Genomic DNA, 13,073 nt, shown 5'->3' with positions numbered 1-13,073 from the left:
TGCGCGGAATATGTTTTACGGGACATGGTAGAAGACTACCTTTCTCCGGCTGAACGCCGGGGCTAGCCTATGTCCACCAACAGGGGGTCAGGTCCAGGGATCAACATTACTCACCTTGGTATAGGTCACGTCTTGCATAGGTCGGCTGTAGAAGCCGCATACTACGTACGAATAGTCACGCCCCGAAGCCCCCGAGGTATCTTGCGCTCCTATAGTTATCGGCGCCCGACCCTGCTCTACATTGAGGCCGTATTGCCCATCGGGCATAGGCGCGCGTTGCAAGGCAGAGGGGTGCACCGGCTCTGGTTGCTTACCAACGGCATACCCAATACATCGCAGAGGTTGATCTTGAGTGTACGGCGTGGAGGCATAATCCCGCTGCGGATCATGCGGATCGGTTTGCGTGACGCCGAGCAGGGTTACGTTATCACCCGGGTCCAATTGCGCGGCTCCATGCTCATTTGTGGTTAGAGCGTGAGTTTCGGCCCGCCCCGTCTTATTATTTTTGTAAGTAGCGGTGATTCCTGCGCCAGCGCGCGGCCCCATGTACCGCTTTTCTCCATCCATAACCTGGCTGGTAAGCGTCATGCACTGTTTGCGGTAGAAGGCCATGTTAATCTCATCGGAGAATTTGCCATCACGGACGTCGTTTTGTTCCTGCCGCGAAATCCGCTGGTCGTAGTACCCACCGATGTCATAGCCGCCGTCCGGGTGTCTAATCTCGGTGAAACTGATGCGCTTTTCTCTACAGGCGGGAATACTGCGGTTAAGTCTGGTGTTTAAAGAAATCTGGCCGGGCACTGGCACTTCGCCCCACCGGTTAGTTACCGAGCATGCCTTACCGGTATTGGGATCGTTATAGTACAGGTCCGAGAACATGTCCGCACGATGCTGTGCGGCCGGCCCCATTTCCAGAACATGGATCTTAGTACCCGATCTGACAATCTGTTGCACATAGGGATTAACCTGCTCTGCCGATTGCTTACTTCTCCCTACAGAAACCAGGAAAATATCGGTGTACCCGTATTTTTCAACGTGCTGGGCCATCTTCTTGAAAGCCCACATCCAATCCGAGCTTGACTCCAATTCGCGCCGCTGCCCTGGCCACTTCGGGTTAGTAGCATCTAAAGAACGGATCTTCTCAACAACTCGTTCGTAGCCATCTTCAGTTGCGAGTGACGTTGCTGGCAGATCTGGAGTATTTCCAGTGGCGTGCCCACCAACGATCGTCCCATCGGAGAGTACGTAGCCACTACCACCACGGTCCTCAAACTGCGAGAAGGTATATATCCCCACCTCGGTAGGGCTTCCTTTTAGCTTGGAGATAGCATCCTCAAGTTGCTGAGCCTGGTCCATGCGCCGAACATACGGCTTACCGTTGTACCAGGTTCCCCAATTATCAATATTTTCCCGCTCGCTTTTGTTTACATCGTATTTATCGGATCCCCACAAGGAATCGCGAATTTCCTTATCAGGAATGTGGTAACCCCAAGTACCAATAAAAGAACTGTCACTGAAAACCCCGCCCATGGTTTCCCAGGTGTAGGTACCAGCAAAGTCGAACATGACCGCGATCTTGGCCTGCTCACAGCCGGCTTCAGTAATTCCGGCGAAAGGATTATCTCCTTGCAGGTTCGGCCACGGATCTTGCTCGGAGCCCACCACGTACGATCCGCCATTGCCTTCCGCCGGGGCGTTTTGCGCGGTAACAAATCCCGGCTTGCTGCCGCCGGTGCTTTGCGGCTGTGCCCATGCCGCAGGCGCAGCGCCAAACATGGACATTACGAGGACGAGGACGCACAGCCACGCCGTTACGGCGATCGGTGCATTCTTCTTTCTGGACCCCAAGTACATAAGCCGCCTCCCCAGCGGATGCGTTTGTGTGCCGAACCAAGTTCGGACGAGGTACGCAATGCCAATTTCACGTAATGCAGACGCACCCTCCGGCGTGCCCACATCACTTACTTACAATCTGCGGGAAGTTTCACCAGTTTCCAAAACTTCCTTCTTTGCGCGCTACAAACCAGCGCCGTGGAGTAGGAAGAAAGTCCCAGGACCTAAGTTTTCCCTTTAGTTCGCACCCTCAAGACGATAGTCGAAACTTCCAGATTGCCGCTCACTTTCCCTCTACATTTCAATATTTGTGCACTAAACTTGCAGCGCACGGCTAGGCGTTAACTAGCCACATGAGCTGCATGTTTACAAAACCGGAAATTTCAATTTTGCAATGTGGCACGTTTTCGCGTTCACTTCCGGCGAACGCACTCAGGTACATTTAAACAACACTTCAAGATTTTTATGTGCTACGGCACGCATTTGGGGAGCTTTGGTAATGAAGTCCCACACAGGGAAACGCCCGGATGCCTAGCCGTCAAGCGTTACTGGAGCTATTACTAGCAGCCTGTGCCGCCAATGGGCATCCCGGCTATATCATCAAGTACCGCTAGCGGGAGCTTTCTGGAACGCCGTGCGGAATATCGAATCCGAATAGGATCCGGTTGTCTTGTTCTACCAGCGTGGCTTGCACGTGATATACCTCGGCAAACATTTCTGCGGTAAATACCTGCGCCGGGGTTCCTTGGGCATACACTTTGCCTTCGCTCAATACCACTACGTGGTCCGCAAACCTTTCGATAAGGTCGATTTGGTGCAGACTCACCAGAGTAGCCAACTCGTGGCTAATCGTGAGCTCTTTGATCTGGTGCATAATCCGGTACTGGTTTTCAATGTCCAAGGCGGAAGTCGGCTCGTCTAACAGCAATATATTCGGCTGTTTTGCCAATGCCTGGGCGATAAAAACCTTTTGCCTTTGCCCGCCCGATAATTCATTGAGGGGGCGCGTCGCGATTTCGCGCAAGCCCAAAAGATCTAAGACGCGATATACATCTGCTTCGTCTTCCGGAGTGGTGCGCAGGCCTAGTTCCGCCACTTTCCCGATGAGCACCGTTTCAAAAACGGTAAAAGGAAGATTTCCTTCTGCGTGCTGATTGAGATAAGAAACCACGCCTTCGGTACTGATCTCGCCGGCGGCAGTAGCCCCGCGCGGCCGCCAGCGAGGGTTGTGAATTGCCCGTATCAGCGTGGTCTTCCCCGCCCCGTTCACACCCATGAGCGCGGTGATCTGCCCCGGCTGTGCCTGCAAGTTCACGCCCGCTAAAACCGGTACCGTGCCGTAACTAAACGAAAAATCCTTTACCCGAATCATTTCTCTTGCCTTTCGCAGCCCCCAGCCGCCATTCCACCCGCATATTTACAGCCCCCGGCCACCGCTATTGCACCCGCATAATTACAGCCCATAGCCACCACCCCAGGTTCGCGACCCCAGCCGCCACCACTCCCCTGCATATTCGCAGCCCTTGGCCGCTGCATCGCCCGTGTAAATGCCCTGCCTGTTGGCATTAGGACAGCCTCCGGCGTCGTTGGCTAAGCAGCGCATACACGAGGAAGGGAATACCGATCAGGGAACTAATAATGCCGATCGGAACCACCACACCGGGCACCACCAGCTTCGAAAGAATGGAGGAAACCAGGAGGATAATCGCTCCCATAAGCGCGGAAGCGGTTACGTAAAAACGTTGGTCTTCGGAAACGAAACGGCGCGCCAGGTGCGGGGCGGCAAGTCCGATGAAACCGATTTTTCCGCAGAAACTCACCGCTACCGCAGTGACGATCGAAACCAGTATCAGGCAGAGGATTTTCACGCGCGCCACCGGCACCCCTAAGGCTTGCGCCCGTTCCTCCCCAAATTTCAGGGCAGTAAGGTTCCACGAGTTTTTCAGGATAATGAGGAAGGCAACGCCGCACACCGCTAGAAGCGCCCAGGCCTGACCGTAGGAACCGCGGCTGAGGCTACCCATGGTCCAAAATACGATGTAGGAGAGAGTATCTTCGGAAGCGCGGTATTGGATGAGCGAAAGCAAAGCGTCGAAAAAGAAATTCAGGGCAATGCCAGCTAGCACGAGCGCGGAATTACTCATCCGCAAATAATTACCCACGCCGAAAATGACTAACACCGCCAGTAGTGCCATGACAAGCGCGCCGCCGGTCACGTAAGCGATCGGTAAGGCGAGCACAAATACCACGGCTGCCCCGAAACTAGCCGCGGAGGAAACGCCGAGGGTGAAGGGGCTGGCGAGGGGATTATTGAGGATCGTCTGCATTACCGCGCCAGCTAACCCCAGGCTCAGGCCCACACCTATTGCCATAAGAGTTTGCGGCATACGCATGCGGAAGAAGGCGATATGTTCGAGGGAAGTGGGGTCGAAAATAACGGCGAGGTTGGAAAGTTTGATATCGGCCGGGCCCACCAAAAGATCCACCGCCGCGCAAACCAGCACTAGGAGCGCCGCGGCCACTACCCACGCAAACCGCGACGCTCCTTTCGTGCGTGCAATACGCTTACTCATACTTAACGAACCAGGTTCCCTGGAAATCGATCGGCATGAAGCGTTCGAAGTATTCTTGCATCAGCGCGTCTGGATCCAGGTCCGTAAATTCTTGCGGGTGGAAGAGTTTAGCCAGCACCGCGTAGGAGTAGAAATCGAGCATGTCCCGCGTGAGCGGGTGGCCGATCGCGTACAGCTCCCCATTTTGGATGGCCGTCAACTTATCCCAACCTTCCCTGTCCTGGTAGGGAGCCAGGGAGGCAATGGCTTCTTCCTTGCTCACCGAGAAGCCAATTTTCACCGACGTCGGCTGGTCCTCCCAGGTGGAGCCGGCAATAATAATGCGATCTGGATTGCTTACCAGCACCTGTTCAGGCGTGATAGGAGTAGCTTCATCGGGTTTCAAGAAATCGGTGGCAATATTCTTCGCGCCCACGGCTTCCAGGATGGCACCCCACATCATTTCCGAACCGTAGGTATTGCCGTACTCTTCGGGCCCACCGAAACCGATTTCCAGATAGGTAGAAATACTGCGGTCCAGGCCGGCGGCGCGGCTTTCAATTCCGCCCACCACATCCTGGTAAAAACCGTTGACGGCGTCCAGATTCTTAGTGAGCCCGGTAGCCTTGGCAATAATTTCCGTAGATTCGAGGTGAGTATCTAGTTTCTGGCCGTGGTAATCAATATATAGCACCGGCAGGCCGGCCTTTTGCGCCAGCGGATCCATCTTGGCTTTCAGCCGCACGGGCACAATAATGCCGTCCACGCCCATAGTAAGCAGCTCTTCGGCGGAAACCTCATCCTTGCCAACATCGCCAATCTTCGGAATATCTTGCAGTTCCGGGTTGGCAGCCACTAGCAGATCCCACAGGTCTTTCCGGTTCTTTTCCAAACCGTCATCCATCGCGGCAATCTTCGAGGTGTAATTATCACGGTCGAGCGCGGCCATGGTCAAAATCGGCCCACCCGATCCGGAATACTGAATTAGCGCTTTCTCCAGCGGTTTTTCCAGCTTTACTTTATTTCCGGTAACGTCCGTAATCTCAATCGGGCCACCTTGCTCTCCCGTTTGCCCGTTTGCAGGTGCCGACGCCGTCTCTCCCGCCTTCCCCGTGGGTGCCGAAGAAGAACTACTTCCTCCACACCCGGAAGATACGAGCAACAGTGCCCCTGCTACGCAGGCCGTGAGAAACTTTTTAGCTAATGCGCGCATAAAGCTCGTCCTTTCTATTTCTATTAGTATGCCGCCGCGCTGGAATGCCGCCGCGCGGCGCTGATTACCTAGGCGCAGCCAGCTTCACTGAAGCCGCTCAACGCACTTAGACTCAATCAGTCAATTGATTGATGGGGTCTGACAAGTGTTCCACTTTTCCTCCCTGTTGTCAAAATCCTCAACTCTGGTTAGAAAATCGGTTCGCGTGGGCCGGCGCGGTGGCGGGCCACTTGGTCGCGCGAGCTGCCCGGTTCGCGCGAACTGCCTGGTTCGCGTGGGCCGCCCAGTTCGCGTGGGCCGGCGCGGTGGCGGGCCGCTTGGTCGTGCGGGCCGCCTGCTCCTCGCAGGCAACAGAGATAAACAACAAGCGGGGCTGGGAGGCGAGTCTTCACCTCCCAGCCCCGCTTGGGCTAGTGCTGCCAATACTGCCGGTGCCGCTCACTCTGGAGAACCGGCGCCTCTTGCTCTGGAGAACCGGTGCCGCTCACTCTGGAGAGCTAGCAAGATTCGCCGGAGCCAGCACCAACTTTCAGCAGCAGCCGCTTTGCACATTGTGCTCGTTCCATTCGGCCCGTTGCCGCCAAAACTCTTTGGCCGTCAGGGGCGGGCAGTCCGGATGGTGGCGCTGGTGCCTTTCCACGTAGCGGTCATAGGCCGCTTCCCCGGTAAAGGCCCGCCAGAGCTGGCCGGCATATGCCAACTGGGCACGCAGCCGGCGCCACGCGGCTTTTAGGTACCCAGCCCTATCTGCACTTCGCTCCGCCATTATCCCTACCTCGCCTTCCTCACTCCATTGTCGCTTTACCGAGCCGGCACGGTTACTAAAGCTCCGCACCGGGCGCATTGTTGCCAGCTTGGCATATATACCAGCTTGACCTATATGCCGAGCTGGCCTACATACCAGGCGCTAAGGTTTTTCTTTCGCGGGGGTTTCCGCCGCCGCGGCGTGACTATGCCCGGTGCCGCCATGCTTCACGCCCGGAATCAGATCCGGATCGCCTACCACGGCGTATTCGGCGGCCAGTTTCTTTTCCAGCTTGGTGGCTACCAAGTGGGTGGGAGCAAAGAAGTTCGATTCTTGGAAAGGTTCTTCCGAACTCACGAAGCGCTGCTGGCGGATCGAAGAAATAATCCGCATGGCCGCACACACGATAATCCAGGTTACGGTGACCACGAACAAAACAGACATGCTTCCCTGGATGAAGGTATTGCGAATAACCGCTTCGGTATCGGCAATGCGTGCCGGATCGGTGAGTCCACTCAGCGTTTCGCGCGCATTGCGCCACTGTTGGAAGTAGCCCACCGCCGGATCGGTGGAGAAAATCTTTTGGAAGGAAGCGGTAAAGGTTACGGCGACGTCGAACACCAATGGCACCAACGGGATCCACAGGTGTTTCACATACCCCTTATTCACCACCACAACCGTACAAATAGTTAGAGCGATCGCGGCTATCAACTGGTTGGCTATACCGAATAGCGGATACAAAGTTTGGATCCCGCCGCGCGGGTCCGTGACCCCCATGAGGAGCAAGGACCCCCAGGCTCCCACCACGAGAGCGGTGGCGATCCACGCCCCTACCTTCCAGTCGGGGTCTTTGAACTTGGGGAACACCGCGCCCAGCGCTTCGGAAACCTGGAAACGTGCCACGCGGGTAACGGCGTCGACCGCGGAAAGAATAAACAAGGCCTCAAACATGATGGCAAAGTGGTACCAGAAGCCCATCATTGCTTTCCCGCCCCCAATTTTGTGCAGGATATGCGCCATGGAGACGGCGAGGGTGGGCGCCCCACCGGTACGGGAAACCACGTGAGCTTCACCCATATCGGAAGCCACGGCCTTGAGCGCCGCGCCGTCGGTCAAGGTGACCTCATTACCTTCGGCATCCCAGGTTTCCCATTCGATATCAATAGGTTCACCCTTAGTGTTGGAAACGTTGAGGTTTTTGACGGCGGCCGCGGTGATATCTTCCCGGTCGGTGGTTTGCGTGAGCACGGTTTCCCCGGCGAGTTTATCTACCGTGCCCGCGGAAGTATTCATGCTGAAGTAGATGCCCTGGTTGAGCGATACCGCGGCGGCAAGCGCCATAATCGCCACGAAGGATTCCATGAGCATACCGCCGTAGCCGATCAGCCGCACTTGGGATTCCTTCTGGATCATCTTCGGGGAAGTACCGGAAGAAACCGTGGCATGCATACCCGAAAGCGCTCCGCAGGCGATCGTAATAAACAGGAAGGGGAAGAGCGTACCGGCAAATACCGGGCCTTCCGTATTGCTCGCAAATTCGGTAACTGCCGGCATCTGTACCACCGGGCGCACCACGATGATCCCCACCGCGAGCAACACGATCGTGCCCACCTTCATAAACGTAGAGAGGTAATCGCGCGGGGTGAGGAGCAACCACACCGGCAAAATCGCGGCGAAGAACCCGTAAATCACCATGATTACCACGAGGGTGGTAGGCGAAAGCTTGAAGAATTCGCCCAGCGGGGATAGAGAAACGTAACGCCCCGCGATAATCGCAACTACGAGCGCCACCGCACCGGCTATTGACACTTCCGTTACCCGCCCCGGCGCTACGTACCGCAAGAACAGACCCATCACAATAGCGATCGGAATCGTCATCCCTACCGAGAAAACGCCCCAGGAAGATTCCGCGAGCGCATTCACGCAGATCATAGCAAGCACGGCCAGCACGATCATGAGCATTACCAGGATCATGACGGTAGCGACGGCCCCGCCGATCTTTCCGATTTCGGTTTGGGCCATTTTGCCAAGCGAATGGCCGCCGCGGCGCATGGAGAAGAAGAGTACCAGCATGTCTTGTACCGCGCCGGCTACCAGCACCCCGAAAATGATCCACAATGTGCCGGGCAGGTAGCCCATCTGCGCAGCGAGTACGGGGCCTACCAGCGGCCCGGCTCCCGCGATGGCCGCAAAGTGGTGGCCGTATAGCACCACGCGGTGGGTGGGGTCGAAATCGCGGCCATTGTTCACGCGTTCTGCCGGGGTGGCGTTTGCGTCATTGGGCCGCATGATTTTGCGTTGAATATAGAGCGCGTAGTAACGGTAGCCAATGGCGTAAGTGCAGACCGAGGTGATAACGAACCAAATCGTATTGACCTCTTCCCCGCGCACAATCGCGAGCATGGTCCACCCAATTCCGCCGAGCAGAGCAATAATCACCCAAAGGATGATTTTGGCGGGCGTCCACTTGTTGTGGGGTTTGATCCCCACGGGAACGCCCTCTTTATTACGTATGATGAGCTTTTCTTCTTCCGCGGTATATTGCGGAACCGTAGTGGATGACATATATCCTCCGATCAGCACTGATCGACTGGCCAGAATACGAGACTTTCGTTCTCGTTCCGTGCCGTGACCGCGCCGGCGCAACTGTTTCGGCTCAGGCCGAAGCCTCTGTTTCGGCCGGGACCTCCGTTTGGGCCGAAAGCTTTGCTTAGACCTAAACCTTGCCGTGCTTGCACCGGTGCGGTTGATTTGCATTATTTTGTTTTATTGCGCGCGGCGCGCGGTACGGTTACGGCTCCGGCTGCGTACGGCTGCGGTTACCGTTGCGTACGGCTGCGGCCGCGTACGGCTACACGTGGCTGTGAGCTGCGCGGTTGCCGGAGTACGGTTGCCGGAGCGCGATCGCCCAGCACCCCGCACGGCACCTTGCCGCGCATCTTTCCTGCACCGCGTAGCACCGCACCCCGCCACGCGCTCAGGTTCGCCTCCCCTTACTTAGCCACAGAGTAACGATAAGTGGTGAGCAAACACAAGTCGAAGGTAAATTACTGAACCGCCGGGCAGGCTCCCATGACCCGCGAGAGCCTGCCGGTACCTGCGGCCCGCTACCGGAAACCACGGGTTACCTTCGCGGTATCCAGAGTTCGCCAAGTTGTAGGTACGACGACGGCGCAATGGCACCGGAAGTGCACCCAGCACCTAAACGAGCAGGTGACCGCGCACACTTTCAGTACGTCCCAAAAATACACTAGACAACGCGCGATAAACAAGCTACACAAGATTTCAAGTAGGCGCGTGATTATTACCGCAGGTAGCGGCCCTGCCGGCACAGATAGCAGCCCTACCGGCACAGATAGCAGCCCCGCCAGCACAGATAACAGCCCTGCCGGCACGGGCACCTCGGCCCACTCGCCGAATCCGCTATTGTAGTTAGGAACGCCCCTGCCGTAGCAAGGAACTTAGGCACCGCAGGGTTTGGGACCGGCAGCGCTTAGGCACCGGCAGGGCTTGGCACCGGCAGCGCTTAGATACCGCAGGGCTTAGGCACCGGCAGGCGGCGTCGTACTCACCCAGAAATGCAAATGCACACCCAATAATAGGAAGGCGAGACTTGCGCGAAAGCAGCCACACCCCCGAGAGCACAAGCCCCGCCTTGGCGCGCTATTCTGCGGCGTTACCCGGCCTAGTTTTGAGTTTGCTGGTTGGTGTGGTGGCCACTTGGATCAATCATCTGGTGCCCACGCTTTCGGGGATGCTCGTGGCGATCCTCGCGGGCATTATTTGGTGCAATATTCGCCGCCCCGGGCCGCGCCTGCAACCCGGGATTGCGATCGCAGGCAAGCAGGTATTGCGGCTCGGCATTGTGCTTTTGGGTCTGCAGCTCGCTTTTTCCGATATTGCGGCGATTGGCGGCGGTGCTTTCTTGCTTGCCGTCTTGTGCGTGGCCGGCACTTTCCTGTTCACGGTGCTAGTGGGGCGCGCCTTGCGGCTCGCCGTGCCGCTAGTGTTGCTGATTGCTTCCGGTTTTTCGATTTGCGGGGCGGCTGCGGTGGCCGGCGCTATGGCGGTGTCCGACGCCGATGAGGACGATACTGCTACCGCTCTGGCCCTAGTGGTGCTTTTTGGCACCCTCATGATTCCGCTCATGCCGTTGTTGGTGCACGCTTTGGGCTTTGATGAAACCGCGAGTGGCATGCTAATTGGGCTTTCCACCCACGAAGTGGCGCAAGTGGTGGCGGCCGGCGGCATTATTGGCGCGCAAACCTTGAGCGTGGCCGTTACCGTGAAACTTGCTCGCGTGCTCATGCTCGCCCCGGTGATGATCGGCCTTTCCGGTTGGCGCCGGTGGCTGGTGCGCCAGGAACAGCGGCAAAACCGGCGGCAAGCCCGTGCAGCGGCTGCAAGCCTGACCGGCGGTAACACGAGCCTGCCCGGCGGCAACAATAGCAGCCAAGCGGGTGCGAGAACCGGGCAAAGCGCCGAGGCGAGCGAAAACGCAAATACGCCGGGCGCCGCCGATGCGGGTACGCGGGCCGCTTTGCCGCCGCTAATTCCGGCCTTCGTGCTCGGCTTTATTATCTGCGTGGCAGTGCGGAGCACCGGTCTGATTCCAATGGCGGTGCTGGACGTAATCAAGCCGGTGCAAACAGTTTTGATGTCTGCCGCGATGTTCGCACTGGGAATGGGAGTGCATTTCCGGAGCATTATCAAAGTGGGGCTACGCCCGGTTGTGTTGGCCGCGCTTGCCACTGCTTTTATTATCGGCCTCGCCACTTTGGGAGTAAGCCTACTGGCATAGCGCGTAGCTGAGTTACGGTTTACCGCCGTCGCTCCTTGTTACCGCCGGCGTTCCTTACCTTCGCCGCTCCTGAGCACCCTCGCTCCGGCTCACGGTTAGCACACAAACGAGTTCCCGGTTCCCGGTAAATACTCGTTTCCCGGTGAATACTCGTTCCTCCCGGTAAATAAATATCTCCCCGATGGAAAATAAAAACTCCCCGCCGGGAAAAATCATCCGAGGAGGAGTTTGGCGCGCCCGAAGGGATTCGAACCCCCGGCCTTCTGATCCGTAGTCAGACGCTCTATCCACTGAGCTACGGGCGCAGCACCAAGAACAGAACTGAGTAGTTCTCGTTTTTTGGACGCATACGAGTATAACCCGGATTCTACTTTCCCCCAAATCGGAAGAGATGAATGGGCGGCATGTCACAACTACAATGTGAGCATGGAGAATACTGGTTCACACATTCCGCAGGATACAGAGGCAATTACTAAGTGGCAGGCCTGGCATCAGCGCCGCGAACAGGAACTGGCGGCCCCGCACGGCTGGCTCTCCCTCATTTCCTTCACGTGGCTAAACTCCCACCCGCGCACGGTCAGCGGTTTTCCCGGGACTTTCCACGAGGTTGATGGTCACGTGCTCGCCCAGTTCGATCCCGCAGAGGGGGTGCGCCGCGGCGGCGTCGTGGTGGCAGAGGCAAGCATCGTGACCGCCGAAGATGATTCCGACCTCACTCTCCACTGGCAAGACCGCATCGCCGAAGTGGGGATGCGCGGCGGGCGTTACATGGTCCGCATCCGCGATCCGCACGCTCCCACCCGCACCGGCTTTGCGGGCGTCCCGGTATTCGCCTACGACCCGAACGCCGTAGTTACCGCCCGCTTCACCGCTTTCCCCGCCCCGCGCGAAGTAGAAATTAGTACCGCGCGGGAAGGTTTGCGTGGCACCGCACACCTGGTAGGGGAAGTCACTTTCCGGTACGACGCCGCCGCTCACCGCCTGGCGGTACAAGGCGACCCTGATGGCGTGCTCACGGCCGTGTTTTCGGATGCTACTTCCGGCCAGGAAACTGATGCTTGGCGTTTTGTTTCCTTCCCCGGGCCGGGCCTGCCGAAGAAGGACTCAGCGGCACAATTTGCGACCACGCGCACTGGCGAGGTGAAGATTGATTTCAACCGCGCTTTGAACTTCCCGATGGCCTTCAGTGATTTTGCTACCTGCCCAGCCCCACCGGCTGGCAATCATCTGCAAGTGGCGATTCGCGCCGGTGAAAAAGCGGCGCGCTAACTGCGCGGCCTGCGTTCGCAACAATGGCAAAAATTCGGTAGCAAATAATCGTTTCGGCCTGCTAGCACTGCTACTGCTAGCACTTCTACTGGCCGGTAGGCCTGTAACGGCAGTAGCTATGCATCAACGGTTATAGCCGTGCACTAGCGGTATAGGCATGCCCTAGCAATACAGGCACGCACTAGCGGTAATAGCCGTGCGGATATGGGGAGGGATAACGCGGGCCGGCAGCCCGCGTGCTGATCACATACTTGCCGAAGGGGAAGCAAGTAACCGGGATGAGCTTAATATTTGCTACCGCGAGGGGAATGCCAATAATGGTGACCGCCTGTGCCAAGGCAGTAACGAAGTGTACGAGTGTTAACCACAGGCCGGCCACGCAGAACCACACCACGTTCATCAGGCAAGAGCCAGCTCCCGCGCCCGGCTTTTCTACCACGGTGCGCCCGAACGGCCACAGCACATATCCGGCAATGCGGAAGCAGGCCACTCCCGCTGGGATCGTAATAATAAAAACGCAGGAAAAAATGCCGAGCAGTGCATAAGCAAGGGCCAGCCAAATACCCCCACAGAAAAGCCAAATAATGTTCAATATCGGACGCATGTTTTCACCCTACTCCACAACGCGGCATCCCTATTCCAGAATCTGGTCCCCCACCC

Annotated in this window: 9 protein-coding genes and 1 tRNA gene; 2 read left to right on the top strand and 8 right to left on the bottom strand. The window is 57.3% G+C overall.

Annotated elements, in window-relative coordinates; all coding sequences use genetic code 11:
- Window positions 1–87: 87 nt before the first annotated feature.
- The 6 genes from BLT47_RS02255 to BLT47_RS02225 all read right to left on the bottom strand — a co-directional run bounded on the left by BLT47_RS02255 (window position 88) and on the right by BLT47_RS02225 (window position 8,908).
- Window positions 88–1,854, bottom strand: a complete 1,767-nt coding sequence (locus BLT47_RS02255) for a hypothetical protein (protein ID WP_074661143.1) — start codon at window positions 1,852–1,854, stop codon at window positions 88–90.
- 589 nt (window positions 1,855–2,443) lie between these two features.
- The gene (locus tag BLT47_RS02250; RefSeq protein ID WP_065415208.1) at window positions 2,444–3,205 is read right to left on the bottom strand and encodes an ABC transporter ATP-binding protein; all 762 of its coding nucleotides are present in this window, start codon (window positions 3,203–3,205) and stop codon (window positions 2,444–2,446) included.
- Window positions 3,206–3,398: 193 nt separating this feature from the next.
- The gene (locus BLT47_RS02240; protein WP_074661138.1) at window positions 3,399–4,406 is read right to left on the bottom strand and encodes a FecCD family ABC transporter permease; all 1,008 of its coding nucleotides are present in this window, start codon (window positions 4,404–4,406) and stop codon (window positions 3,399–3,401) included.
- Window positions 4,399–5,598, bottom strand: a complete 1,200-nt coding sequence (locus BLT47_RS02235) for an ABC transporter substrate-binding protein (RefSeq protein WP_074661135.1) — start codon at window positions 5,596–5,598, stop codon at window positions 4,399–4,401. Before BLT47_RS02235 ends, BLT47_RS02240 begins: the two co-directional genes overlap by 8 nt.
- A gap of 529 nt (window positions 5,599–6,127) precedes the next feature.
- A complete protein-coding gene (locus BLT47_RS02230) occupies window positions 6,128–6,364 on the bottom strand; it encodes a YbdD/YjiX family protein (protein WP_074661132.1) in 237 nt (78 codons plus the stop codon).
- A 141-nt stretch (window positions 6,365–6,505) separates the two neighbouring features.
- Window positions 6,506–8,908, bottom strand: coding sequence for a carbon starvation CstA family protein (locus BLT47_RS02225; RefSeq protein ID WP_074661130.1), 2,403 nt, complete (start codon window positions 8,906–8,908; stop codon window positions 6,506–6,508).
- A 1,048-nt stretch (window positions 8,909–9,956) separates the two neighbouring features.
- Here BLT47_RS02225 and BLT47_RS02220 point away from each other — a divergent pair.
- Window positions 9,957–11,144, top strand: coding sequence for a YeiH family protein (locus tag BLT47_RS02220; RefSeq protein ID WP_074661127.1), 1,188 nt, complete (start codon window positions 9,957–9,959; stop codon window positions 11,142–11,144).
- A 229-nt stretch (window positions 11,145–11,373) separates the two neighbouring features.
- On the opposite strand, the gene BLT47_RS02215 is transcribed toward BLT47_RS02220, so the two are convergent.
- A tRNA-Arg gene (locus tag BLT47_RS02215) sits at window positions 11,374–11,449 on the bottom strand.
- Between the two features lie 121 nt (window positions 11,450–11,570).
- On the opposite strand from BLT47_RS02215, the gene BLT47_RS02210 reads away from it, so the two are divergent.
- Window positions 11,571–12,413 (top strand): DUF1684 domain-containing protein, encoded by an 843-nt coding sequence (locus BLT47_RS02210; protein ID WP_074661188.1) that lies wholly within the window; start codon window positions 11,571–11,573, stop codon window positions 12,411–12,413.
- Window positions 12,414–12,594: 181 nt separating this feature from the next.
- Here BLT47_RS02210 and BLT47_RS02205 read toward each other — a convergent pair whose 3' ends face one another.
- A complete protein-coding gene (locus BLT47_RS02205) occupies window positions 12,595–13,017 on the bottom strand; it encodes a YccF domain-containing protein (RefSeq protein WP_074661124.1) in 423 nt (140 codons plus the stop codon).
- Window positions 13,018–13,073 lie beyond the last annotated feature (56 nt).

The sequence above is a fragment of the Actinobaculum suis genome (assembly GCF_900102025.1).
Lineage (GTDB): Bacteria > Actinomycetota > Actinomycetes > Actinomycetales > Actinomycetaceae > Actinobaculum > Actinobaculum suis.
The sequence above is the reverse complement of the archived record's forward strand: the minus strand, read 5'-3'. Positions and strand labels throughout refer to the sequence as shown.